19 protein-coding genes are annotated in these 24698 nt (G+C 69.4%); 15 read left to right on the forward strand and 4 right to left on the reverse strand.

Going from position 1 to position 24698, the window contains the following annotated elements:
• The first annotated feature begins 230 nt into the window (after nucleotides 1–230).
• On the forward strand, nucleotides 231–4556 hold the full coding sequence (locus tag CLV54_RS08280; protein WP_157802880.1) for an OmpL47-type beta-barrel domain-containing protein: 4326 nt from the start codon (nucleotides 231–233) through the stop codon (nucleotides 4554–4556).
• 186 nt (nucleotides 4557–4742) lie between these two features.
• Here CLV54_RS08280 and CLV54_RS08285 read toward each other — a convergent pair whose 3' ends face one another.
• On the reverse strand, nucleotides 4743–5054 hold the full coding sequence (locus CLV54_RS08285; RefSeq protein WP_100344515.1) for an MGMT family protein: 312 nt from the start codon (nucleotides 5052–5054) through the stop codon (nucleotides 4743–4745).
• Complete coding sequence (locus tag CLV54_RS08290; RefSeq protein WP_100344516.1) at nucleotides 5038–5490, reverse strand: GNAT family N-acetyltransferase; 453 nt, start codon at nucleotides 5488–5490, stop codon at nucleotides 5038–5040. Before CLV54_RS08290 ends, CLV54_RS08285 begins: the two co-directional genes overlap by 17 nt.
• Nucleotides 5491–5674: 184 nt before the next feature.
• Here CLV54_RS08290 and CLV54_RS08295 point away from each other — a divergent pair, with 184 nt between their 5' ends.
• Together CLV54_RS08295 and CLV54_RS08300 are read left to right on the forward strand one after the other, a co-directional pair.
• The gene (locus CLV54_RS08295; protein WP_100344517.1) at nucleotides 5675–6889 is read left to right on the forward strand and encodes an NADP-dependent isocitrate dehydrogenase; all 1215 of its coding nucleotides are present in this window, start codon (nucleotides 5675–5677) and stop codon (nucleotides 6887–6889) included.
• 29 nt (nucleotides 6890–6918) lie between these two features.
• Entirely contained in the window at nucleotides 6919–8145 is a 1227-nt protein-coding gene (locus CLV54_RS08300) for an ROK family transcriptional regulator (protein ID WP_100344518.1), read from the forward strand.
• A gap of 71 nt (nucleotides 8146–8216) precedes the next feature.
• Here CLV54_RS08300 and CLV54_RS08305 read toward each other — a convergent pair whose 3' ends face one another.
• Entirely contained in the window at nucleotides 8217–9173 is a 957-nt protein-coding gene (locus CLV54_RS08305; protein ID WP_100344519.1) for an acetylxylan esterase, read from the reverse strand.
• A 286-nt stretch (nucleotides 9174–9459) separates the two neighbouring features.
• On the opposite strand from CLV54_RS08305, the gene CLV54_RS08310 reads away from it, so the two are divergent.
• The 5 genes from CLV54_RS08310 (at nucleotide 9460) to CLV54_RS08330 (ending at nucleotide 16027) form a co-directional block, all read left to right on the forward strand.
• The gene (locus tag CLV54_RS08310) at nucleotides 9460–10758 is read left to right on the forward strand and encodes an ABC transporter substrate-binding protein (RefSeq protein WP_211294493.1); all 1299 of its coding nucleotides are present in this window, start codon (nucleotides 9460–9462) and stop codon (nucleotides 10756–10758) included.
• Nucleotides 10759–10880: 122 nt separating this feature from the next.
• The gene (locus CLV54_RS08315) at nucleotides 10881–11771 is read left to right on the forward strand and encodes a carbohydrate ABC transporter permease (RefSeq protein WP_211294494.1); all 891 of its coding nucleotides are present in this window, start codon (nucleotides 10881–10883) and stop codon (nucleotides 11769–11771) included.
• On the forward strand, nucleotides 11768–12613 hold the full coding sequence (locus CLV54_RS08320; RefSeq protein WP_100344520.1) for a carbohydrate ABC transporter permease: 846 nt from the start codon (nucleotides 11768–11770) through the stop codon (nucleotides 12611–12613). The genes CLV54_RS08315 and CLV54_RS08320 overlap by 4 nt, the downstream gene beginning before the upstream one ends.
• Nucleotides 12610–15294 carry a hypothetical protein gene (locus CLV54_RS08325; protein ID WP_157802881.1) on the forward strand — a complete coding sequence of 895 codons (2685 nt, stop codon included), beginning with the start codon at nucleotides 12610–12612 and terminating at the stop codon, nucleotides 15292–15294. The genes CLV54_RS08320 and CLV54_RS08325 overlap by 4 nt, the downstream gene beginning before the upstream one ends.
• A gap of 454 nt (nucleotides 15295–15748) precedes the next feature.
• Nucleotides 15749–16027: a hypothetical protein gene (locus CLV54_RS08330; RefSeq protein WP_100344522.1), complete on the forward strand. Its 279-nt coding sequence runs from the start codon at nucleotides 15749–15751 to the stop codon at nucleotides 16025–16027.
• Here the strand turns inward: CLV54_RS08330 and CLV54_RS08335 are convergent.
• Nucleotides 16024–16335, reverse strand: coding sequence for a helix-turn-helix domain-containing protein (locus CLV54_RS08335; protein WP_100344523.1), 312 nt, complete (start codon nucleotides 16333–16335; stop codon nucleotides 16024–16026). The genes CLV54_RS08330 and CLV54_RS08335 overlap by 4 nt on opposite strands.
• A gap of 381 nt (nucleotides 16336–16716) precedes the next feature.
• Between CLV54_RS08335 and CLV54_RS08340 the strand changes: the two genes are divergently transcribed.
• The 7 genes from CLV54_RS08340 (at nucleotide 16717) to nagB (ending at nucleotide 24660) form a co-directional block, all read left to right on the forward strand.
• Entirely contained in the window at nucleotides 16717–17883 is a 1167-nt protein-coding gene (locus tag CLV54_RS08340) for an ROK family transcriptional regulator (RefSeq protein WP_100345008.1), read from the forward strand.
• 124 nt (nucleotides 17884–18007) lie between these two features.
• The gene (locus tag CLV54_RS08345) at nucleotides 18008–19276 is read left to right on the forward strand and encodes an extracellular solute-binding protein (protein WP_100344524.1); all 1269 of its coding nucleotides are present in this window, start codon (nucleotides 18008–18010) and stop codon (nucleotides 19274–19276) included.
• Between the two features lie 197 nt (nucleotides 19277–19473).
• The gene (locus CLV54_RS08350) at nucleotides 19474–20472 is read left to right on the forward strand and encodes a carbohydrate ABC transporter permease (protein ID WP_100344525.1); all 999 of its coding nucleotides are present in this window, start codon (nucleotides 19474–19476) and stop codon (nucleotides 20470–20472) included.
• Entirely contained in the window at nucleotides 20469–21311 is an 843-nt protein-coding gene (locus tag CLV54_RS08355) for a carbohydrate ABC transporter permease (RefSeq protein ID WP_245861521.1), read from the forward strand. Before CLV54_RS08350 ends, CLV54_RS08355 begins: the two co-directional genes overlap by 4 nt.
• On the forward strand, nucleotides 21308–22945 hold the full coding sequence (gene nagZ / locus CLV54_RS08360; protein ID WP_100344526.1) for a beta-N-acetylhexosaminidase: 1638 nt from the start codon (nucleotides 21308–21310) through the stop codon (nucleotides 22943–22945). Before CLV54_RS08355 ends, nagZ begins: the two co-directional genes overlap by 4 nt.
• Nucleotides 22942–23841: an ROK family protein gene (locus tag CLV54_RS08365; RefSeq protein ID WP_100344527.1), complete on the forward strand. Its 900-nt coding sequence runs from the start codon at nucleotides 22942–22944 to the stop codon at nucleotides 23839–23841. The genes nagZ and CLV54_RS08365 overlap by 4 nt, the downstream gene beginning before the upstream one ends.
• A 42-nt stretch (nucleotides 23842–23883) precedes the next feature.
• Entirely contained in the window at nucleotides 23884–24660 is a 777-nt protein-coding gene (nagB, locus tag CLV54_RS08370) for a glucosamine-6-phosphate deaminase (RefSeq protein ID WP_100344528.1), read from the forward strand.
• Nucleotides 24661–24698 lie beyond the last annotated feature (38 nt).

Raw genomic sequence — 24698 nt, forward strand, 5'->3', positions numbered from 1 at the left:
GTGCGGAGAGGTTCGCACCCCCGTTTTGCGTCTACTCGCGGGAGTAGTTGACAGGGGAAGGGGGCGGGGGATATTGTCGGCCAAGTAATAAATCCATCGTTTGGTGTTATTGCTCGGCCGCTTTCTCCGGTGCGGCAGAGGAACACCCTCGGCGGATCCGGCCCGCGTTCCGATGGCGCGGGCCTCGTGCGGTCGACCACCTGAGCGGCCGGTTCATCAAGGAGGATGAATTGAAGCACCAACGTGCGGATATCCATACACAGCAGCGAACATCCACCCGACTCCTCTCCCTTCTCGTCGCGACCGCGACCGTGGCGAGCCTCGCGACCGTCGCCGTCGCGTCACCGGCGCAAGCGGCCCCCGACGACGCGGAATGGACCGCACTGCAAGCGCAGCTCGCGGGCATCACGGGCAGCTGGACGAGCCAGGCCTACTCGGGCGCCCTCACCACGGGCATGCCCGAGACGGCCCTGCTCGGCAACGGAGACGTCGGAGTCGTCTCCGGCGGCGGCACGGGATACAAGACGTTCTACGTCACCAAGGGCGACCTGTGGTCCGGCAGCAACACAGCCCCCGCCGGCCTCGGCAGCGTGAGCATCAAGCCCGTGACGGTTCCGGATGCCGGGGCCGTCGACCTCGCTGTCGGCTCCACCGCCACGGCGAGCAACCACTACCAGGACTTCACCCCCGACCGCGCCGTCAACGGCCAGTGGGGCGCCGGCTACGAGGGCTGGGTCACCCAGGTCGGCAAGCCGCAGTGGCTCGCGCTCGACCTCGGCGAGGTGAAGACGATCGCGCGCTACGTCGTGCGCTTCGACTCCGCCGCCCGCCCCGCGGAGACCGTCAACAACGGCAAGGACTTCGTGGTGCAGTCGAGCACCAACGGCACCGACTGGGTCGACGTCGACACCGTGACGAACAACACGGCCGGAACCGTCGAGAAGACGGTCGGCCCGATCACGACGCGCTACGTGCGCCTCTTCATCAGCGAGCCCACGCAGGCCACCGACGCCGACTCGACGAACAACCCGCGGGCGCGCGTCGGGGCCTTCGAGCTCTACGCCCCCGTCGCCAACGTCAACCTCGCGCTCGGCGCGACCGCGACGGCCACGAGCAACCACCCCGACTTCCCGGCCAGCCGCGCCGTGAGCGGGGCCTGGGGCCCGGGCTACGAGGGCTGGGTGACGAACGTCGGCAAGCCGCAGACCATCACCCTCGACCTGCACGAGCCGCAGACCATCGCGCGCTACGTGCTCAAGCACGACGGCGCCGCGCGCCCCGCCGAGACGGCCAACAACACGAAGAACTTCGTGGTGCAGGTCAGCACGAACAACACCGACTGGACGACCGTCGACACCGTGACCAACAACACGGCCTCGATCACCGACAAGTCGATCACCCCCGTGACGGCGCGCTACCTGCGGATCACGGCATCCGAGCCCGTGCAGAACCTCGGCGAGGCCAACCCGCGGGCGCGCATCGGCCAGATCGAGCTCTACGGCAGCGACGCGCCCGTCACGCCGCCGGCCCCGCCGACGCAGTTCCTCGAGGAGGAGAACATCCTCGACGCCCGTGTCGACACCGACGTGAACATCGGCAGCGCGGACGTCGCGATGCACACCTGGGTCGCCGCGAACGACAACGTCGTGGTCACCGAGCTGACCTCCGAGGCCGATGAGGATGTCGCGCTGCAGCTGGAGACGTGGGCGGGAGCGACCTCGGGCACGGCGCGCGCGGGCTCCACCGCGACATCCGGCGTCGACGGCTCGACCCTGTGGGCCGCGCGTGCGACGAGCCCCAACGGCAACCCGGCCTGGATCGGCCGCGCGGCGCTCGCCACGCGACTGCTCGGCGCCGAGCTGACCGAGACGGGCGCGACCGGCCCGACGGCATCCGGCCGGTTCACGCTCGAGCCCGGCCAGACCGTGCAGATCGTCACGGGCGTGGGCGGCGGCGGCCGGAACGCGACCGACCACGTGCAGCAGGCCGAGGCGCTCGCGAACCCGCTGACGGAGGACTCCGTCGGCGAGCTGCGGGCCGAGCACGCCGAATGGTGGAAGCAGTACTGGCTGACCTCGCACGTGAGCCTCGGCGATCCGCTGCTCGAGAAGTACTACTACTCGGCGCTCTACTTCATGGGCTCGGCCAGCCGCGAGGGCAAGCAGGCCCCCGGCATCTTCGGCATCTGGTCCACCCAGGACAACGCGATGTGGGATGGCGACTACCACCTCAACTACAACGCGCAGGCCCCCTTCTACGGGCTGTACTCGGCGAACCGGGCCGACTTCGCGTTGCCGTTCACGCAGACGATCCTGGACTACGTGCCCGAGGCGCAGCGCAGGGCGAAGCAGGATCTGAGCCGTCTGTTCCCCTCGAACATCGGCATCGGAAGCCGCCCCGACCTCGCGAACGGCATCGACGACGCCGTCTTCTTCCCCGTGGGGATCGGGCCGTTCGGCTCGACGACCGACGACAACTACCACCACCAGACGCTCGACTCGCTGTTCAACGCGACGCAGTTCATCTCGTACTACGAGTACACGGGTGACACGGACTACCTCGAGAACACGGCATATCCGTACCTCGTGAAGACCGCGAACTTCTTCGAGAAGTACCTGCAGTTCGACGACGCGACCGACGAGTACTTCATGTGGTCGGCCCACCACGAGGGAACCTGGGCGAAGAACTCGAGCCCCGACATCGGCATGCTCAAGCACCTGCTGACCTCGCTCGTCGAGGAGAGCACGACCCTGGGCGTCGACGCCGACAAGCGCGTGACCTGGCAGCACATCCTCGACCACCTGCCCGACATGCCGACCTCGGTCTACAACGGCAAGACGGTCTACTCGCTCGCTGAGCCCGGCACGACGACGATCCCCGGTGACGACGGCGGCGGAAGCGACGTGCGCGACATCCGCCCCGGCGACCAGCCCGTCAACCTCGAGTTCGTCACCCCCGGCGAGCAGATCGGCATCAACTCGCCCGCCGACCAGCGCCAGATCGCGATCGACTCGCTCGCCGGGATGAACTCGTGGGGGCAGGACAACGCGTTCCCGAAGGTCTTCACGATCGCAGCGCGCATCGGCTGGCCGGCGGATGACATCATCACCCGTCTGAAAGGCCAGATCACCGGCCACATGGGGCCGAACCTGCGCATCGTGTCGTCTCAGCACGGCATCGAGAAGAACGGCGCGATCGAGGCGATCGACAGCATGCTGCTGCAGAGCTCCGAAGGCCGCACCAACGTCTTCGCGAACTGGCCGGCCGACAAGGATGCGAGCTTCACGAAGCTGCGCGCCAAGGACGCCTTCGTGGTCTCGGCCGCGCAGACCGGCGGAGTGGTCGGCCCCGTGTCGATCACGAGCGACGCGGGCAACACGATGAGGCTCACCGACCCGTGGGCGGCCCCGTACGCGAGCGTCGTCGACGGCGAGGGACAGCCGGTCGAGTTCACGCTCGACGACGGCGTCATCGCCTTCGACACCGAGGCCGGCGAGGACTACGTCGTCTCGGCGGCCGAGCTGCCCGCCGACACGACCGCCCCCGTGGCGAGCGCGACCGTCGACCCCGCCGCACCGGCGCCGAGCGGCTGGTACCTGACCCTGCCCTCTGCGACCCTCACGGCGAGCGACGCGGAGAGCGGCGTCGCATCGATCGAGTACCGTCTCGGCAGCGGCGAGTGGACCGCCTACACGGCGCCCGTCGTCGTGCCCGACGGCACGGCGTCGCTCGAGTACCGGGCGACGGATGCCGCGGGCAACGTGAGCGCGGTGCAGTCGCTGCCGCTGAAGGTCGACACGGTCGATCCGACGGCCGAGGCATCCATCGCCGACGACCGCACGGTCACCGTGACCGGGGCCGACGCGGGCTCGGGTGTCGAGCGCCTCGAGTACTCGATCGGCGCGATCGGCGACTGGCAGGCCTACGGCTCGCCCTTCGCCGTCGACACCGACGAGAGCGTCGTCTACGTGCGGGCCGCGGATGCCGCGGGCAACACGGGCGCGGTCGAGGAGCTGGGCTTCGGCGGGGCCGAGCTGTCACGCGACAGCGTCACGGCCGGCGACCCGGTGACGGTCACGGGCCGGGGCTTCGCGCCCGGAGCGCTCGTGTCGTTCACCCTCGAGTCCGAGCCCGTCGCGATCGGAACAGCCGTGGCCGACGCCCAGGGCGCCTTCTCGCAGGCCGTCACGATCCCGGCGGACACCCTCACGGGCGACCACCACGTGGTCGTGGGCGTTCTCGGGCAGCGGGTGAGCCTGCCGCTGCACGTCGATGCGCTCGTGGTCCCGACCGACGAGCCGACGGATGTGCCGACCGACACGCCCACGGACGTGCCGACCGACACGCCCACGGACGACCCGGGCACGCCGTCCGACACCCCGTCGGACGCGCCGTCCAGCGCGCCGTCGTCGTCTGCCGCACCTGTGGCCGTCGACGGATCGCTGCCCGGCACGGGAATCGCGGCCGGGGCGATCGGGGGCATCGCGCTGCTGCTGCTGGCGGCCGGAGCCTCGGTGATCATCATCCGTCGCCGCACGCGGGCGAACGCGGAGTAGCCCGAGTAACCAAGACACCGGTCGGGTCCGAGAGGACCCGGCCGGTGTCTTGGGGTCCGCGAGAGTTCGCGACCGCGCAGTTCTGGGCGACACACCGATGGCGGTGCCTCAACACACCGTGCGCGGGTCGAAACTGCGCGGTTGCGCACCCTCTGCGAGGGTCCAGTCGAACCGGGGTTCGCCCGTTCAGGGGCGCCAGCGCGCCGCGCGGATGTTCACGCGATAGGCGCCGTCGGCTCCCACGACGAGTGGCGTGCCCTCGCGCTCGTAGTGCGGGCGCGCGCTCGCCTCGTGTCCGACCGGGGGCTGCCCGCTCGAGCGGATGACGCGCCACCAGGGCACCTCGCTGCCGTAGCGGGCCATGACCTGCCCGACGACACGCGCCCCTCGCGAGCCCAGGAAGGCCGCGACATCCCCGTAGCTGAGGACCTGGCCCTCGGGGATGCTGTCGACGACCTCGAGCACGCGCCCGACGAAGTCGTCAGAGTGCGATGGCACCGATCGTCTCGCCGTACTGGGTCTCTCCGATGGGCTGGAAGCCCACTCTGAGGAAGAACGCCTCGGGGCCGGCGTCGCCGGACTCCCAGATGACCGTGACGCGCTCGAAGCCGCGGTTGCGGGCCTCGTCGGCGAGGGCGTGCACGGCGAAGCGCCCGACGCCCTGGCCCTGCGCCCCGGCGTCGACGTTGATGCGCCAGATGCAGCTGCGGAACTCCTCCTGCTCGGCATCGGGATCGAAGTTGCCCATGATGAAGCCGACGACCTCGTCGCCGTCGAGAACGACGCGCGGCCACGCCGTCGTGGGGTTCACGTACGCTTCGGCGATGGAGTGGGAGACCGGTGCGACGAACTGTTCCTGGCCGGGCTTGAGGGTCAGGGTGTTCGCGGCCACGATGTTCGACGCAGACAGTTCTTCAAGTCTCAGCTCAGCCATCCGACTAGGCTACCCTCCCGCACCAACGCCCGGAAGTCGCCCGGGTGGGCGAACCGGTGAACTCCTGAAGTCTCTCGATGTCGAGATAGTTCGCCGCTCTAGTAAGCTGGCTGCTGGCCGGGCGGCTCGGATCCCCGGCGGAGCGCCTCGGGCGCGAAAACCATTGAGTCTTGAGGAGCAGGTCGTGGCAAAGATCCATGTTGAAGGCACCGTCGTCGAACTCGACGGCGACGAGATGACGCGCATCATCTGGCAGTCGATCAAAGACACGCTCATCCACCCGTACCTCGACGTGAACCTCGAGTACTACGACCTCGGCATCGAGAGCCGCGACGCGACCGACGACCAGATCACGATCGACGCCGCGCACGCCATCCAGAAGCACGGCGTCGGCGTCAAGTGCGCGACGATCACGCCCGACGAGGCGCGCGTCGAGGAGTTCGGCCTCAAGAAGATGTGGCGTTCGCCGAACGGCACGATCCGCAACATCCTCGGCGGCACGATCTTCCGCGAGCCGATCATCATCTCCAACATCCCGCGCCTGGTCCCCGGATGGAACAAGCCCATCATCATCGGCCGCCACGCCTTCGGCGACCAGTACCGCGCCACCGACTTCCGCTTCGAGGGCGAGGGCACCCTCACGATGACCTTCACCCCGAAGGACGGCTCCGAGCCGCAGTCGTTCGAGGTCTTCCAGTCGCCCGGCTCCGGCGTCGCGATGGGCATGTACAACCTCGACGACTCGATCCGCGACTTCGCGCGCGCCTCGCTCAGCTACGGCCTCAACCGCGGCTACCCGGTCTACCTCTCGACCAAGAACACGATCCTCAAGGCCTACGACGGCCGGTTCAAAGACCTGTTCCAGGAGGTCTTCGAGACGGAGTTCAAGGAGCAGTTCGACGCCGCCGGCCTCACGTACGAGCACCGCCTCATCGACGACATGGTCGCCGCGGCCCTCAAGTGGGAGGGCGGCTACGTCTGGGCCGCCAAGAACTACGACGGCGACGTGCAGAGCGACACCGTCGCGCAGGGCTTCGGCTCGCTGGGCCTCATGACGAGCGTGCTCTCCACGCCCGACGGCAAGATCGTCGAGGCGGAGGCCGCCCACGGCACCGTGACCCGTCACTTCCGCCAGCACCAGGCCGGCAAGCCCACCTCGACGAACCCGATCGCCTCGATCTACGCCTGGACCCGCGGCCTCGCCCACCGCGGCAAGCTCGACGGCAACCAGGAGCTCATCGACTTCTCGCTGACCCTCGAAGACGTCGTCATCACGACGGTCGAGTCGGGCGCCATGACGAAGGACCTCGCTCTTCTCGTGGGCCCGGAGCAGCCGTACCAGACCACCGAGGAGTTCCTCGCGACTCTCGCCGAGAACCTCAAGACCCGCCTGGCGTAGCGGGAGAGCGTCGGGGGAGCGGGCAGAGTTTGAGACGGGGAACGAATCTTCCCGCCGTCGGCGGATTCAACCAGACGGTCATCCTCGATGTCATCCGGCGCTCGCCGGAGGCGCTGAGCAGGGTCGAGCTGGCTGAGAAGACCGGGCTCGCCCCCCAGACCATCTCGAACGTGACCCGCCGCCTGCTCGACGACGGCCTCATCACCGAGGCGGGCAAGCACATCCAGGGCCGCGGCAAGCCCCGGGTCATGCTCGAGCTCGCCCCGCAGAGCCGGTACGCGCTCGGCGTGCACCTCGACCCCGCGGTCATCACCTACGCGGTGCTCGACCTGCGGGGTCAGGTCGTGCACGACGCGAGTATGCGCACCCCGCGCGCGGGCCGGCCGGACGAGATCATCGCGAGCATGGCCGCCGCCCTCGACGAGCTCATCGAGGCCTCGGGCGTCGACCGCGAGAAGATCCTCGGGATCGGCATCGCGGCGCCCGGGCCCGTGGATGTCGCGCGCGGCATCGTGCTCGACCCTCCCCACCTCGAGGGCTGGCGCGACGTCCCGCTGCGCGACGCGCTCTTCGAGGCCACCGGTCTTCCCGTGCTGCTCGAGAAGGACGTCACGGCCGCCGCGATCGCCGAGCTCTGGCTGAGCGGCGAGGCGCAGCACAGCGACTTCGCGTTCTTCTACCTCGGAACCGGCATCGGCATCGGCCTCGCCCTCGACGGCGAGGTGCTGCGCGGTTCGACGGGCAACGCCGGCGAGGGCGGAACCCTCGTCGTGCCCGTCGACGGGCTCGTCGACGGACGGCGCAGCGACCTGCTGGGCCACCTCGCGACGCCGCGCTACATGCTCGAGCAGGCCGCCGACGAAGGGGTGCTCGTGCCCGCTCCGCCCGCGAACGACATGGTCGCGATCGACGAGGGCTTCGACGAGCTCGTGCGGCTGGCCGAGGCGGGGGATGCCGGTGCGCTCCGTATCCTCGACCGTGCGGCGTCGCTCATCGCCTCCGCCCTCGTGAGCGTCGTCAACCTGCTCGACATCGACGAGGTCATCTTCGGCGGACCGTTCTGGGAGCGCGTCTCGGCGCGGTTCATCTTCCAGATCTCGAGGATCATCGATCATTCGCCCGACCGTGTGACGCGGCATCCTGTCGCCCTGAGCGGCTCCTCGATCGGCGACGACGTCGCCGCCGTCGGCGCGGCCTGCCTCGTGCTCGACCACGCTCTCTCCCCGCGCCCCTCCGGCCTCCTCATCACCGGCTGACCGTCCCGCGAGTGGGCGCGAATCGGGGGTGTTGGAGGCATCCGACCCCCGATTCGCGTCCACTCGCGGGGTCAGAGAGCGAGGAGGAACCGGCGGGCCTGGAGGAGGTCGTCGGGGCCGCCGCCCTCGTGGCCGTTGTAGGGCCAGACGGCGATGCCCTTGGGGGCGGTGTAGGCGTTGTAGGCGCCGAAGACCGAGGAGGGCAGCACCACGGGATCCATGAGCCCGACCGAGAACCGGGCGGGCGCAGTCGCATGCCGCGCGAAGTTGACCGCGTCGAAGTAGGCGAGCGTGCGCTCGACCTGCGCGACGCTGCCGCGGTGCACGGCGAGGTAGTCGGTGACCTCGCGCCAGGGGTAGCGGTCGTTCAGCGCGAGCGAGCGCGGGAAGTCGCTCGGGCCGGGGACGAGCGCCACGACCGCCTGCACCTCGGGCGCGAGGGCGCCCACCGCGATCGCCGCGCCGCCGCCCTGGCTCACGCCGACGACCGAGACGCGCCGCGGGTCGATCGCGGGCAGCGTGCGTGCGGCGTCGACCGCGCGCACCCCGTCGGTGTAGAGGCGTCGGTAGTAGTAGCTCTCGGGGCTCTCGATGCCCTGCGTCCACATGCCGGGGGCGTGCGGTCCGCTGCCGACGGGATCGGGGGTCGCGCCGAGGCTCCAGCCCGAGCCCTGCCCGCGGGAGTCCATGTGCAGGTGCGCGAAGCCGCTCGATGCCCAGAAGAGGTTCTCGATCGCGTGTCCGCGACCTCCGCCGTACCCCGCGAACTCGACGACCGCGGGCAGGGGCTCGTTAGCCCCCGCGGGGATCCGGAGCCAGCCGCGGATGCGGTGGCCGCCGAAGCCCGAGAAGGTGACGTCGTAGACGTCGACGGTCTCGAGCCCGGTGTCGACGCGCTCGAGCACGACGTCGACGTCGTGCGTGCGCGAGTCGGCGACCGTGCTCGCCCAGAACTGCAGGAAGTCCTCCGGTTCGAGCTGTGAACTACGGTAGACCTCGAGTCCTGGCAGGGGGATGTCGGTGTTCACGTGGGGGCCTCCACTCGGCGACGGCTCTCACTGCAGCCGCGGCATCCGGGGCTCGGGAACCATTAAATCGAAACGATGGATATATTTTAGACAACGAAGTTGACGTTCTCGCCCGGAGCGAGGTAATCTCCCCTGAGCAACAATAAATCCATCGTTTGGTGATAATGATCGGGAAACCTCGATCTCCGCCGCCCGGCGATGAACCCCCACAGCGCCCGTCACCGAACGGGCACGAACCTGCACCGATCGGTCGGCGGAAGCCGGCCGAATCATCAAGGAGGATGAAGTGAAACGCACTCGCACTCTGGCGACTCTCGCGCTCGGAGCGGCCGCCCTCGTGGCCCTCTCCGCTTGCTCGACGAGCGCCACCGGCGGATCGACGAGCGGAACCGGGGAGGGGGATGCGACGATCACGTTCATGACGTTCGAGACGCCCGCGCTCACCTCGTCGTTCTGGGACACCTCGATCGCCGAAGCCGCAGCGGCCGTTCCCGGTCTCTCGGTCAACAAGATCGTCTCGCCCGACGCCGACCGCAACGCCTATGCGAAGCAGCTGCAGGCATCCGGTCAGTTCCCCGACGTGCTCTCGTCGATCAACCCGAAGGACTTCACCGAGGCCGGCCTGCTCGAGCCCTTCGACCAGACCTGGCTCGACGACAACTTCCTGCTGCCCGACGGCAACTCGATCGACGGCAAGACCTACATCCCTCCGACCAACTCGCAGATCATCCCGATGATCTTCTACAACAAGGAGATCTTCGCGGCCAACGGCCTGAGCGTCCCCACCACATGGGACGAGTTCATGAACGTCGTCACGACCCTCCGCGCGGCCGGCGTCACGCCGCTCGAGATGGCCGGTGGCGAGCCCTGGTCGGCCGCCATCCCGCTCTCGGGCCTCATCACGGCCGACGTCATCGGCGCCGACCCCGACTGGGTGCAGCAGCGCTACGCCGGTGACGTCGAGTTCACCGACGAGAACGTCGTCGCCGCCGTCGACAAGTACCGTCAGATCATCGACGCGGGCGGGTTCGACCCGGGCGCCCTCGGCGTCAACTACAACGACGCGAACGCCCAGTTCCTCTCCGGCGCCTCCGCCATGTACCCCATGGGCAGCTGGTTCATCGGCCAGATCAAGCCCGAGGATGCCGACAAGTACGGCACCTTCCTGCTGCCGAGCGCCACGGGCGAGAGCATCGTTCCCTTCAACACGGGCGGAACGACATCCGTCGCCTCGAAGTCGAAGGCCCTCGACGACTCGGTCGAGTTCGCCAAGGCCTGGTCGCTCTCGACCGACAACCTGAAGACCCTCATCGAGACCGACGGAGCGTTCCCCATGCTCTCGCAGGTGGCCTTCGAGGACTTCGGCGCGACCGTGACCCCCGTCTACGACGAGGCGTACACCTTCGTGACGGACGACAGCGGCCAGAAGGTCAACGGCTTCGCCCAGGTCAACAACGACGACGCACTGCCCGCCGGCCTCAACGACGTCTTCTACGCGATGTCGCAGGAGCTGTTCACGAGCAACGACGTGCAGGGCCAGCTGGCCGCGTTCGACACGGCGTGGGATCAGGCCGCAGGACAGTAGCCTTCGCCTGCTGACGCGGTTGCACAGACGTGCCGCGGGTCGAGCTCGGAGAGCTGCTCGGCCCGCGGCACACATTCGATGTCCCTGACATAGACCTAGGGGACCTGAAAGGAAAGACTTCGGTGTCAAGACGACCCGGACGTGGAGCCCGGAACATCGGCCTCGCCCCTGTGGCGATCGTCGCGATCATCCTCTACGGGATGTTCCTGATCTTCCCCGTGCTCCAGAGCCTGTTTCTCAGCTTCACAGACAAGAACCCCCTCAAACCCGACATCAACTTCGTCGGCGGCGACAACTACGCCGAGCTCTTCACCGACCAGCGTCTGCTGGCGAGCCTCGGATTCACCGTCGTCGTCGTCATCTTCGTGACCGTCGTCGCCAACGTCATCGGCCTGCTCTTCGCCATGCTGCTCAACCGCACGACGACGAACTACAAGATCATGCGCACGCTCATCTTCATCCCCCAGGTGCTCTCGGGTGTCATCGTCGCCTTCATCTGGCGCAGCATCCTGACCCAGGGCGGCCTGCTCAACACCGGGCTGCAGAACCTCGGGCTCATCGACACCCCCGTGCCGTGGATCGGCTCGTCGGGTCTCGCGACCCTCTCCATCTGCATCGTCGTCAGCTGGATCACGATCGCCTTCGCGACCGTCGTCTACACGGCATCCCTCCAGTCGGTGCCCGGCGAGCTCTACGAGGCCGCGCGGATGGACGGCGCGGGCGCGTTCGGCCGCTTCCGTCACGTGACCTGGCCCATGATCGCCCCGGGAACCACCATCACGGTGACCCTGTGCCTCATCACGACCTTCAAGCTCTACGACGTCATCGCCGTGCTCACGGGCGGCGGACCCGCCAACTCGACCCAGTCGACGGCGTTCTACCTCGTGCAGACGGCCTTCACCAACAACCGGTTCGGCTACTCCTCGGCGATCGCGATGCTCCTGCTCGCCCTCACTGCGGGCGTCGCCTACCTCGTCACCTACCTGCTCCGCAAAAGGGAGGCAGCACTGTGAGACTCTCCTCGCGCGGCAAATTCTTCCGTGGCGGCGGCCGGGTGGTCCTCGCCTGGATCGTCACCCTCGCCTTCGTCCTGCCCGTCTACATCGCGCTCGTGAGCGCGTTCAAGAGCCAGGACCAGATCCTCGACAATCCCGCGGGCCTGCCGGCGCCGTTCACCCTCGACAACATCGTCCAGGCGCTGGGCCGCCCGGACCACCTCGTGCAGAACGGCCTGCTCAACTCGATCTTCGTGACGGCGGCCACGCTCATCGTGATCGTGCCGCTCGCCTCCGCGGTGAGCTTCTGGATCTCGGAGCGCAAGCCCGTGCTCAAGGGCGTGCTGCTCGCGCTCTTCGCCCTCGGGCTCATGGTGCCGCCGCAGGTCGTGCTGCTTCCCATCGTCAACCTGCTGCAGTGGATCGGCCTCGCCAACAGCTACCCCGGGCTCATCCTCTCGAACGTGGGCGGCGGCTACCTGTCGTTCGCCGTGTTCGTCTACGTGGGCTTCCTGCGCACCATCCCGCGCGAGATCATCGAGGCCGCGCGTGTCGACGGCGCCGGCGACATCCGCATCTGGTGGCGGATCGTGCTGCCCGTGCTGCGCCCCGCGACGGCGACGGTGAGCATCTTCCTCGGCCTCTGGGTGTGGAACGACTTCCTCAACCCGCTGTTCATCCTCGGGCCGCTGCAGGGCCAGACGATCACGACCGGCATCTACGTGTCGCTCGGCGCCTACTCGATCGACTACGCGCAGCTCTTCGGGATCATGTTCCTCGCCGCGATCATCCCGCTCGTCGGCTACCTCGTCAGCCAGCGTGAGTTCATCCACGGGCTGATGTCGGGGGCCAGCAAGTGAGCCGGCGCGGACGCGGGCTCCCGCCCCTCGACGAACTGGCCGGGCCGTGGATGCCGCGAGAAGACCTCGCGCACCTGCCCACCCTGCGCAACCGCTGGGGCCAGGCCCACGTGAACGACGACCTGACCTCGCTGTCGTGGCTCGCGATGCCGCCCTACGCGGGCGGTTACCGCACGGGAGTGCTGCGCATCGACGGCGAGATCGCCCGTGCCGAACGGCTGCGCTGGTCGCCGTGGGGCGTCCAGCGGGTCGCGGACTGCTCCGGCATCCGGGTGCTCAGCGACACGCGTATGGCCTACGAGGACAGCACGCTGCTCTGGAAGCTGCACGTCGAGAACACGAGCGAGCAGACCAGGGTCGTCGAGGTCGAGCAGGAGCTCATCTCCCTGGTCGCGACCTCCGAGGTCGACTGGGGCTGGCTCTACGGAACGCCCTGGAACGCCGGTCACTACCACGACTTCTACGCGACCGAGAGGCTGCGCGGCGCGGTTCTGGGCGGCGAGGGAACGCAGGTCCAGCTCCGGCAGGACGGCGAACGCTGGGTGCGCCTCGGCAGCCCGCGCATCCCCGGCATCCAGCGCGACGAGGATTCCGAGCCCATGCTGCTCGAGCACGAGCTGCCCGATCACTCGACGAGCGACTCCGGGCGGGTCCGGGCGTCCGGAGCGGCCGCGCGCATCCGCGGGCTCGCGGTCGTCGACGCCGACGGCGGCACGGTCGCGGTCGGCGACGCGCAGGCCGTGCACCCGATCGGGCCGGACACCGACATCCGTGCCGGTCGCACCGAGCTGCCCTTCGACTCGATCCTCGTCTTCGAGGTCGAGCTCGCCGACGGCGGCGCCGACGGTGTTGTGCTGACCCACGGCAACCACCCCGACTCCCTGCAGTTCGGCGTGAGCGCGGGGCTGCCCTGGTTCACGATCGGCGGCGAGCGGGTGCTCGGCGACACCTCGCTGACCCCTGGTTCCTGGCATCGCGTCGAGCTGCGGGTCGCCGCAGAGGGCGCGAGCGCGAGCGTCGACGGCGAGCCCGTCGGGCGAACCCGACCGTGGTGGTCGGGGCAGCGCTGGCTCGCCTCGACACAGGGCGAGACGGTGGCCGTCATCGACAGCCTGACGCCGGCCCGCTCGGCCTTCGCCTTCAGCGAGCGGCCGCACGAGATCGTGGTCGACGGCTCCCGGGCCTTCGCGCGCTGGCGTCTCGAGCTCGAGCCCGGCGCCCCCCACGAGCTCGGCGTCGTCGTGCGCCTCGCGAGCGACGAGGCGTCGGCGGACGCCGGTGCGCGCGCGGTCGCGGAGCGCTTCGAGGTCGAGCTCGCCGACGTCGCCGAACGGTGGCGCGAGAGCTGGCTCAACGCCTTCACCCCCGGAAACCCGGAGTTCTCGGGCTACCTGCCGACCCTGCACACCAAGGACTCCGACCTCGCCCGCAGCTACTACCTGGGTGTTCTGCTCGCGCTGTACATGCGCAACACGAAGGTGAGCCCCATCGGGCCGGTGACGCTCACGGGCGGCCCGCGCCTGGGCGCGACGACGACGTTCTACTGGGACCAGTCCGAGTGGGCGCGGGTCGCGGCGATGCTCGATCCGGTCGGGCACCGCAACTGGATCCTCGCGGCCCTCGGGCAGCCCTACGAGTCGTCGCACTCCTTCGACACGAAGAACCTGCTGCCGGTCGGCAACCACTACGCGGCCAACGACCACGCGCTGTTCCGCATCGTCTCCTCCTACATCGGCGTGACGGGCGACCTCGCCCTGCTCGACGAGACGGCGCGGGGGCGCACGGTGCGCGAGCACCTGCGCGACATGGCCTACCGGCCGAGGGAGACGCGGGTCGCCTTCCGCAGCTCCACCCTCGCCGACCTGGGCCGCGACGCCTGGGAGCTGCTCGAGTGCGTCCCGAACTACCGCGACGCCGTCGTCTCGTTCAACGCCGGCTACGTCGGCATGCTGCGCGAGTTCGCCGAGCTCGCGCGGATCGACGGCGACGAGGCATCCGCTGCTCAGGCCGACGCCGAGGCGGAGGCGCTCGCGCACGACGTCATGGGGCAGTACGCGGGCGGCGGCCGCTGGATGATCGCGCATCCGGAGGGCGACGAGACGATCGGGCACTGCCTCGACTTCGAGCTCGTCGCGGCCGACATGACGCAGGACCTCAGCCCGGCGATCCGCGGCGAGATGGTCGACTTCGTGGTGGGACACCTCATCGACGGGGACTGGATGCGCGCCCTGTCGCCCGACGACCCGATCGCGCCGCTCTCGGATCGCCCCGATCACGGCGCGGCCGGTGCCTTCGCCGCCTGGCCGGGTGCGACCGCTTACGGTCTGTGCAGGCTGGGCCGAGCGGATGTCGCGGCCGGCGTGCTGCGGAGGGCGCACCGTGCGACCTCCGGCGGCCTCTGGGGCCAGGCCATGGAGGCGATCGGCGACGGCCGGTTCCGGGTCGCCGAGCGCGGTGTCTCCAACCGCGAGAGCAACGCGGCGGTCGCCGTCTCCGAGGCGGTCATCGCCGGCCTGTTCGGCGTCGAGGCGTCGGTGCACGGCCTGCGCTCGCCCGTCGAGGGCTCGGTGGAGTCGGCCTGGGGCCGGCTCTCGAACATCCGAGCGGTCGGTTTCGACCTGCAGCAGCCGAGCGTCGACAGTCGTTCGGCACGCGATCTGTCGGTGAGCACCAACCTCTGAGCACCTTCTGAGCACCTTCTGAGCGCTGCGCGGGCCGATCCTCGCACTGCTCGCCGAACGCCCGCCGTCCTGCTGTTCTCCACCCGGTCTCCCGGGCCGAGAGCGGCGGGGCGGCGGGCGTTCGGCGTCGGCGCCCGGGGTTCGGCGCGCTCCGTGCGGGCCGTGGTGGGGGCGGCGCCGGGCGGTCGTGGGGGCCGCGCGCGTACATCGTCCCCTCGTCGATCGGAGGCATATACCGGGAAGAGTGTTTATACCTCTGGCGAATACACCACTTTTCTGTGTAGCATGATCTGGACGGTGGCGGCCGATGCCGGCGTCGAACACGAGCCGGTGCCCCAGCGATGACAGCGGTCACGACGATAGGGACGTCGTGGCGGCTGCGCCCCCTCATCCCCCTCGGGTCGTTGGGGCACCGGTGATGAAGACCAGTTTCACTCGAGTCAGGACACTCATCGTGGACACAGGCGACATCCCGTACCGTGTGCCGTTCGGTGTGGATCGTTCGCGGCCGCCGCGCTATCTCCTGCGCAACGAGAGCGACGAGGAGCTGCGTGGCGTCTCGGCGATCGTGCTGGGCTCGGGTGCTCTGACGCCGCGGGGTCCCGCCATCCTGAAGCCGGGGGAGGCGCTGGTCGTCGAGGTGCGGGGGAGCGATCTCGCGGTCGACACCGTGCTCGTGGTGCGCTGGTTCCGGCCGTCGGGGGAGGAGTACCTGTGGCGGGTGAGCTTCTAGCCCGAGGCGCCGTCGCGCCGCCGTTGCTCTCGGATGAGGTCGGCCGCCGTGAGCTTGTGGGTTCGGTGGGGCACCATGTCGGAGGTGAGTCCCGCGACGAGGTCGCCGGGGTCGAGGTTGACGGCGATCGCCAGGTTCACGATCGTCTGCAGGTTCGGGTTGGCCTGGCCGCGTTCGATCTTCCCGACGTTGGTCACGTGCATCTCGGCGAGGGCGGCGACGTCCTCCTGGCTGATCCCGAGTTTGAGTCGTTGAGCCCGGAGGCGTGAGCCGAGCACCTGGGCGGCTTCAGATTGTGGTTCTTGCACACTCCATGAATACGTGTCCGACGTCTTCGAGACCAGAGTGTCCGTGCCTCTAGTGTGACTTTCCTCCCCTGCCCCACTCACAACGACGGAGATTCTGCCCGAAAAGGGCCGGAAACGGCACTTTTCCCTCCGAAACGGCGGAATCTCCGTCGTTGTGAGTGGGGCGAGAGGAAGCGGGGGCGTGTTACAGGGGTGTAAAGAGTTGAGCCGGAGAGGCGGCAGGGCTTGCGAGTAGTTAGTTCGTAAGCTTTACTAACAAACATGACTGCACCGGAAGTGCGGCGCGGCCCTTCCATCGAGGCTCCCGCGCATCTGCCCCTCATCGCCTCATCGGCCGCCCCCGCTGCCCCCGGGGCCGCCGGCACCCCCTTCGCCTCGCGGATGGCGGCGAGCGGCGAGCAGAGCAGCCGCGTGCTCCGCCCCCGCTCCAAGGTGCTTCCCGAGCACGCCCGCAGCCACAACCGGGCCCTCGTGCTGCAGACCCTCTACCGCACGGGCCTGCTCAGCCGGGCCGATGTCGCCCGCGCCACCGGCCTCACCCGCGTCACCGTCTCCGACCTCGTCGCCGAGCTCATCGCCGAGGGCATCGTCGTCGAGCGGGGCCCGAGTGAAGACGTGCGCCCCGGCAAACCCGCGACGATGCTCGACATCGACCGCACCGCGTTCCACATCGTGGGGCTCGACCTCTCCCAGCACGCCGAGTTCTGGGGCGCCGTGCTCGACCTCGACGGCCGCATCATCTCCCGCGCCCAGGTCCCGCTCGCCAGCAGCACGGGCGAGGATGCCGTGGCCAAGGTCGTGGCCCTCGTCGAGACCCTGCTCGGCCAGACGAGCACCCCCGTGCTCGGCATCGGCGTCGGATCCCCCGGTGTCGTCGACCTCGCCGGCGTCGTTCTGAGCGCGCCCAACCTCGGCTGGGCCGGTCTCGAGCTGCAGGCCCTGCTCCACGATCGCTTCCGACTCCCCGTCATCGTGGGCAACGACGCCAACGCCGCCGTGCTCGCCGAGCACAGCTTCGGAGACGCCGACAGCGACCTGATGCTCGTGAAGATCGGCCACGGCGTCGGCGCCGGCCTGCTCGTGAGCGGCACACCGCTCTTCGGCAGCCGCTTCGCCGCGGGCGAGATCGGCCACGTCGTCGTCGGCACCGACGGCGGGGCCGCGTGCGTCTGCGGGAAGAGCGGATGCCTCGAGACCTGGCTCTCGACCCCCAACCTCGAGAGCGCGCTCGCGGCCGCCGAGCTCGCATCGACGGGGGCGGAGGATGCCGGCATCCGTCGTGACGCCGTGCTCCGCGAGGCCGGGCAGAGGCTCGGCATCGCGCTCGCGCCCATCGTGGGCGCCCTGAACCTCTCGGAGATCGTTCTGAGCGGACCCGTCGCCTTGCTCGACGGGACCCTCTCGGAGTCGACCATCGAGACCCTCCGCCGTCGCACGATGGCGGAGTTCCACGGAGACCTCACCCTGCGTATGACATCGCAGGGTGACGACATCGTGCTGCGCGGGGCCGCCGTCCTGGTGCTCTCCGCGCGCCTCGGGGTGTCGTGACGGCTCCGACGAGAGAACACCAGCACGGAGAAAGAACCAGCACCGGAAAACCAGCAACACACCACCACGACATGGCCCGCAGCGCCCAGCTGCAGGCCATCGCCCTAGGAAAGGAACATCACAGATGAGGAAAATCGCATTCGCGGCGCTCGGCGTCGCGGCGGCGCTCACGCTCGCCGGTTGTGCGTCAGGCGGCTCGTCCGCCGACGGAGGCGACGAGAGCGCGGATATCCGTGTGTGGCTCGCGGGAACCGACACCCCCGACGAGGCGCGCGAATACCTGAAGACGACCTTCGAGGCCGACCACCCGGGTTCGACCCTCACGATCGAGGAGCAGTCCTGGACGGGGCTCGTCGACAAGCTCACGACGAACCTCTCCGGAAGCGACAGCCCCGACGTCGTCGAGGTCGGCAACACCCAGGCCGCCGCGTTCACCTCCTCGGGCGCCTTCCTCGACCTGACCGACGAGTACGAGGAGCTGGGCGGCGACGACCTGCTGCCGGGCTTCGTCGAGGCCGGGTCGTACGACGGCTCGTTCTTCGCGGCGCCCTACTACTCCGGCTCGCGCGTGGTCTTCTACAAGAAGGACCTGCTTGCGAACGCGGGGCTGTCGGTTCCCACCACCCTCGACGAGTACATCGCCAACGGCGAGGCGCTCGCGGCCGCGAACCCCGGCGTCTCGGGGGTCTACTTCCCGGGCCAGGACTGGTACAACGCCCTGCCCTACATCTGGGAGAACGGCGGCGAGATCGCCGTGCAGGACGGCGACACCTGGACCTCGAGCTTCTCGACGCCGGAGTCGATCGCCGGGCTCGAGCAGGTGCAGCAGGTCATGACGAAGGCCTCGGTCGCCCCGAAGGACGGCAACGAGACCGACGCGCAGGTTCCGTTCTGCGCCGGCCTCATCGCCAACGTCTCGGCGCCGAGCTGGCTCCAGGGCTCGATCCTGGCCCCGGCCGACTCCGACGCGCCCGGCTGCCCCGAGCAGGAGGACAACCTCGGCGTCTACGCCCTTCCGGGCAAGGACGGCGGGGCGGCGCAGGTCTTCGCCGGCGGCTCGAACATCGCCGTCGCCGCGAAGTCGGCTCACCCCGAGCTCGCGACCGACGCCCTCGCGATCATGCTGAGCGACGAGTACCAGACGATCCTCGGCGAGAACGGTCTCATCCCCGCGAAGCTCTCGCTCGCCGACACGATCGGAACCGACGAGGTCGCGAAGGTGCAGACGGCTGCTGCGGCGAATGCCAAGCTCACGCCGGCCTCTCCGAAATGGGCCGATGTCGAGGCATCCGGTCTTCTGCAGGACTTCTTCGTGCAGATCGCGCAGGGCGGCGACGTCGCGTCGCTCGCGAAAGACCTCGACACGAAGATCGACGCGATCCTCAACGGCTGACGCCTGATCGCCTGATCGGCTGACGCCCGTCCGGCTGACGCCTCGCGTCTCGACGGGACGGAGAAGGGTGGTGCTCACGTTGCAGCGTGAGCACCACCCGCCCAGAGGCCGTCAGCGCTCGAAGCACCTTCGACCCAGTGCCATCGCCCTAGGAAAGTGGCGTGTGCACATCCGCAATCTTATGGGAGCCCCCTCTTATGTCTTCCCTCAACAGCACGGTGGATGCCGCCCCCAGCGGCATCGACGGTGAGAGGCTCGTGGCGCCGACGCCGACGCCGCCGCCGCAGGAGCATCCCGGGCGCCGTCGCCGAGCCGGCCGGTTCACCCCCTACACGCTCCTGATCCCCGCCGTCGTCATCCTCGCGGTCGTCATCGGCTGGCCGCTCATCCAGCTCTTCGTGATGTCGTTCCAGGAGTTCGGCCGAGCGCAGGTCTTCGGCCAGCCCGCGCCCTTCATCGGCTTCGACAACTACGTGAAGGTGCTCACCGACCAGCAGTTCTGGAACGTGCTCGGCCGCAGCCTCGCGTTCTGCGCCGTCAACGTCGTGATCACGATGACCCTCGGCACACTCATCGCGTTGCTGATGACGAGGGTCAACCGCTTCTTCCGGCTGCTCGTCTCCGTGGGCCTCCTGCTGGCGTGGGCCATGCCGGCCCTCACCGCGACGATCGTCTGGGGCTGGATCTTCGACACCCAGTTCGGCGTCGCCAACTACATGCTGACCCACTGGTTCGGGCTCGACTTCGACCAGCACGCCTGGCTCATCGAGCCGCTCAGCTTCTTCTTCGTGGCGACGATCATCGTCGTCTGGGGCGCCGTGCCGTTCGTGACCCTCACGGTCTACGCGGGGCTCACCCAGGTCTCCGAGGAGGTGCTCGAAGCGGCGGCGCTCGACGGGGCGGGCGGCTTCCAGCGCTTCCGGCTCATCATCTTCCCGTATCTCAAGTCGATCTTCCTCGTCGTCACGATCCTGCAGGTGATCTGGGATCTGAGGGTCTTCACGCAGATCTTCGCGCTGCAGGGGATCGGCGGCATCAAGGAGCAGACCTCCACACTCGGCGTCTACATCTACCAGGTGTCGCTGGGCGCGGGGGAGTACGGCATCGGCGGGGCCATCGCCGTGATCACCGTCATCATCATGATGTCGATCTCGATCTACTACGTGCGCCAGACGATCAAGGAGGACGAGCTGTGACCCGCCGTCGCATCAACTCCGTCGTGCTGAGCGTGGTGGCGGTCGTCGTCTTCGTGTGCTCGGTGTTCCCGGTGTACTGGATGGTGAGCTCCTCGTTCCAGCCGAACAACGAGATCCGCGGGCCCGAGGTGCACTTCTGGCCCGAGGACTTCACGCTCAGGAACTACGAGACCGTGCTCGTCGAGCCGTCGCGCTCGCCGTTCCTGCCGGCGCTCGGCAACTCGCTCACGGTCACGATCCTCACGATCGTCGTCGCGCTCGTCTTCGCCTTCCTCGCCTCGCTCGCGGTCACGCGGTTCCGCTTTAAGAGCCGCAAGCTCTTCATCCTCACCATTCTCATCGTGCAGATGATCCCGGCCGAGGCGATGATCGTCTCGACCTATCGCGTGCTCGACAGCTGGTCGCTGCTCAACACGATCGGCGGCCTCACCCTCGTCTACGTGGCGACGGTGCTGCCGTTCACGATCTGGACGCTGCGCGGCTTCGTCAACGGCATCCCCGTCGACCTCGAGGAGGCCGGCATGATCGACGGGCTCTCGCGCTCGGGCGCCTTCTGGCGCATCACCTTCCCCCTGCTCGCGCCCGGTCTCGTCGCGACGGGCGTCTTCGGCTTCATCCAGTCGTGGAACGAGTTCCTGCTCGCGCTCGTCGTCAACTCGCGGCCCGAGATGATGACGCTGCCGGTCTGGCTGCGCACCTTCCAGGTCGCGACGGGAACGACGAACTGGGCGGCGATCATGGCCGGCTCGACGCTCATGGCGATCCCCGTGATCGTGTTCTTCCTCATCGTGCAGAGCCGGATGACGAGCGGGCTCGTGAGCGGGGCGGTGAAAGGATGAGCGGGCACGATCGGCCGGCCGAGCTGCGCGCCGCCGTCGCGGGCACGCTCCTGCCCGGTTTCACCGGCACCGCGCTTCCCGACTGGCTCGCCCAGCGGCTGCGCGACGGTCTCGGCGGGGTCTGCCTCTTCGGCGTCAACATCGAGTCGCCGAGCCAGCTCGCTGCGCTCACGGCCTCGATCCTCGACGCGAACCCGGATGCCGTTCTCGCCATCGACGAGGAGGGCGGCGACGTGACCCGGCTCCACTACGACAAGGGTGCGCCCTTCCCCGGCAACGCCGTGCTGGGCCGCATCGACGACGAGGTGCGCACGGAATCCGTCGCGCGCCGGGTGGGCGTCGAGCTGCGCGCCGCCGGGTGCACGTTGACCTTCGCCCCGGATGCCGACATCAACTCCGATCCGCGCAATCCCGTCATCGGGGTGCGCAGCTTCGGCGACGACGCGGGCCTCGTCGCGCGGCACACGGCGGCCTGGACGCGGGGGCTGCAGTCTACGGGCGTCGCCGTGAGCGCGAAGCACTTCCCCGGCCATGGCGACACCGCGCACGACTCCCACCTCGCGCTGCCCGTCGTCGACCGCTCGCTCGAGCAGCTGCGCGAACGCGAGCTCGTGCCCTTCGCCGCGGCCGTCGCGGCGGGAGCGCGCACCGTGATGACGTCGCACATCCTGCTGCCGCGGATCGACCCGGGGAATCCGGCGACGTTCTCTCGCGGCATCCTGCAGGGGATCCTGCGCGAGGAGCTCGGCTTCGACGGGGTGATCGTGAGCGACGCCCTCGACATGGTGGGTGCAAGCGGTGAGATCGGCATGCCCGAGGCCGCGGTGCGCGCCCTCGCGGCGGGCTGCGAGCTGCTGTGCCTCGGCCTCGACAACACCCCCGAGCAGCTGCGGCGGATCGAGGACCACGTGCTCGACGCGATCGGCCAGGGCCGGCTGGACGCCTCGACCGTGCAGGATGCCGCGGCTCATGTGCGCTCGCTGGCGCGCGAGCTCGCGGCGCAGCGGCAGAGCATTCCGATCGGGGAATACTCGGACGGCGACGCGTCGCATGTGCTGGGGGCGGGCCCTGCGGGGAACGACTTCGACGCGGTCGCGCTGAGCGACGCCTTCGAGACGAACGACGCCGCCCGGGCCTGGATCGCCTCGCCGCCCCGTGACGTCGTGGTCGTGCGCATCGACACGGTCGCGAGCATCGCCATCGGCGCGGTGCCCTGGGGCCCCTTCGCGGCGGCATCCGCTGCCGACGGCCCATGGTCTCCCGGACGGGTCGTCGGCTTCGCGGAGGGTATGCCGCTGAGCGCGCTCGCGATCGACCCGTCCACGGCCGTGATCGTCGTGGGCAGAGACATCCATCGCCATGCCTTCGTGTGCGAGGCGATCGACCTGCTGCGCGCCGGGGGACGAGCCGTTCTCGTGGTCGAGATGGGCTGGCCGTCGCCCGATCGCAGCTACGCCGACCTCGCGACCTTCGGGGCCTCGCGCCTCATCGGCGAGACGCTGCTCGCCGTGCTCGGCTCGGCGGAAGGCCCGCCCGGAGCACAGTCCACGACGGCACAGCCCACGACCGCGCAGGCCACGACCGCACAGCCCACGACGGCACAGCCCACGACGGCACAGGGAGAAGCACGATGAGGCTCGGCATCGACATCGGCGGAACGAAGACCGCGGCCGTCGCCATGGACGCGAACGGGCGGGTCACCGAGCAGATCCGCATGCCCACCGGCTGGGGCGGCGAGGCCGTCGTCGACACCGCCGTGCGGGCGGTGACCGAGCTCGCCGGCCTCACCGGCGTGAGCGCCCACCGCTTCGACTCGATCGGCATCGGCATCCCCGGGCAGGTGGAACGCACGACGGGCCGGGTCTCGCACGCCGTCAACCTCGGCGTCGACGATCTCGACCTGGGCGGCCGGCTCGCCGGGCGCCTCGGCATCGGCGTGCGCGTCGAGAACGACGTCAAGGCCGCGGCGCTCGGCGCCTATCATCTGCTCGCGCTCGACGGCTCGATGGCCTTCCTCAACGTGGGCACGGGACTCGCGGCCGGCATCGTCTTCGACGGCCGGCTCTGGCGGGGCGCGCGTGGAACGGCGGGCGAGGTCGGCCACATGACGGTCGATCCGAGCGGCATCGTGTGCGCCTGCGGGCAACGCGGATGCCTCGAGACCGTCGCCTCGGGCGCTGCGATCGCCCGCGACTGGCCCACCTCCGACCCCCTGCCCGTGCGGGCGCTCTTCGATGCGGCCGACACGGGCGACGGGCGTGCGATCGCCCTGCGCGACCGGATGTCGGACGGCCTCGCGATGGCCATCCGCAATCTCGTGCTCACCGTCGACGTCGACCGCGTGGTCATCGGCGGCGGCATCAGCGCCATGGGCTCCCGTCTGCTCGACGAGGTGCTGCGGGCGCTGCGGGCCTCCGCGCTCGACTCGCCGTTCATCGCCTCGCTCGAGCTCGGCTCGCGCGTGCAGCTCATGCCGCTCGGCTCCCCCGCCGCAGCCGTCGGGGCCGCGCTCGTCGGCGTCGGCGGCTGAGCGGCGCCCCCATCGTCGTCACACAGTTAGGATCATCGTTCCATGGAAGTTCTCATCCTGCCCACCCCGGAGGAGGTCGGCCGCGTGGCCGCCGACCGGATCACCTCGGTCGTTCGCGCGAAGCCCGGCGCCGTGCTCGGCCTGGCCACGGGCTCCTCCCCGCAGGCGATCTACGCCGAGCTCGCGCGTCGGGTGCGCGACGGGTCGCTCGATCTTGCTCTCACCCGGGCTTTCGCGCTCGACGAATACGTCGGGCTGCCCGTCGATCATCCGCAGAGCTACGCCGCCGTCATCGCGAGGGATGTCGTGGGGCCGCTCGGCATGGATCCGCAACGCGTGCGCGTGCCCGACGGCCTGAGCGAGGATGTCGAGCGCACGACCGCCGAGTACGAGCTCGCGATCGCCCGTGCCGGTGGCATCGACATCCAGCTGCTCGGCATCGGCGCGAACGGCCACATCGGCTTCAACGAGCCGACCTCCTCGCTCGCCTCCCGCACGCGCATCAAGACGCTCGCCCCGCAGACCCGGGCCGACAACGCGCGCTTCTTCGCCTCGCTCGACGAGGTGCCGATGCACTGCATCACACAGGGACTCGGCACGATCCTCGACGCGCGCGAGCTGCTGCTCGTGGCCCAGGGCGAGGGCAAAGCGGATGCCGTGGCCCACGCGGTCGAGGGCCCCGTCTCGAGCATGTGGCCGGCCTCGGCGCTGCAACTGCACCCGCACGCCACGGTCATCCTCGACGAGCCCGCCGCCTCCCGCCTCGCTCTCGCCGACTACTACCGCTACACGGCCGCCCACAAGCCGCCCGCCTCGTAGCCCGCGTTCGCGGCGCACGCTCTTCGTCGCGGCGCACA

This window comes from Compostimonas suwonensis, assembly GCF_002797855.1.
GTDB classification, from domain to species: domain Bacteria; phylum Actinomycetota; class Actinomycetes; order Actinomycetales; family Microbacteriaceae; genus Compostimonas; species Compostimonas suwonensis.

What these genes read in the sequence shown, in the direction of transcription:
- CLV54_RS08290 (WP_100344516.1), bottom strand. Translation starts at nt 5,490, where the DNA reads ATGGCTGAGCTGAGACTTGAAGAACTGTCTGCGTCGAACATCGTGGCC.
- CLV54_RS08340 (WP_100345008.1), top strand. Translation starts at nt 16,717, where the DNA reads ATGGCGGCGAGCGGCGAGCAGAGCAGCCGCGTGCTCCGCCCCCGCTCC.
- CLV54_RS08345 (WP_100344524.1), top strand. Translation starts at nt 18,008, where the DNA reads ATGAGGAAAATCGCATTCGCGGCGCTCGGCGTCGCGGCGGCGCTCACG.
- CLV54_RS08350 (WP_100344525.1), top strand. Translation starts at nt 19,474, where the DNA reads ATGTCTTCCCTCAACAGCACGGTGGATGCCGCCCCCAGCGGCATCGAC.
- nagZ (WP_100344526.1), top strand. Translation starts at nt 21,308, where the DNA reads ATGAGCGGGCACGATCGGCCGGCCGAGCTGCGCGCCGCCGTCGCGGGC.
- CLV54_RS08365 (WP_100344527.1), top strand. Translation starts at nt 22,942, where the DNA reads ATGAGGCTCGGCATCGACATCGGCGGAACGAAGACCGCGGCCGTCGCC.
- nagB (WP_100344528.1), top strand. Translation starts at nt 23,884, where the DNA reads ATGGAAGTTCTCATCCTGCCCACCCCGGAGGAGGTCGGCCGCGTGGCC.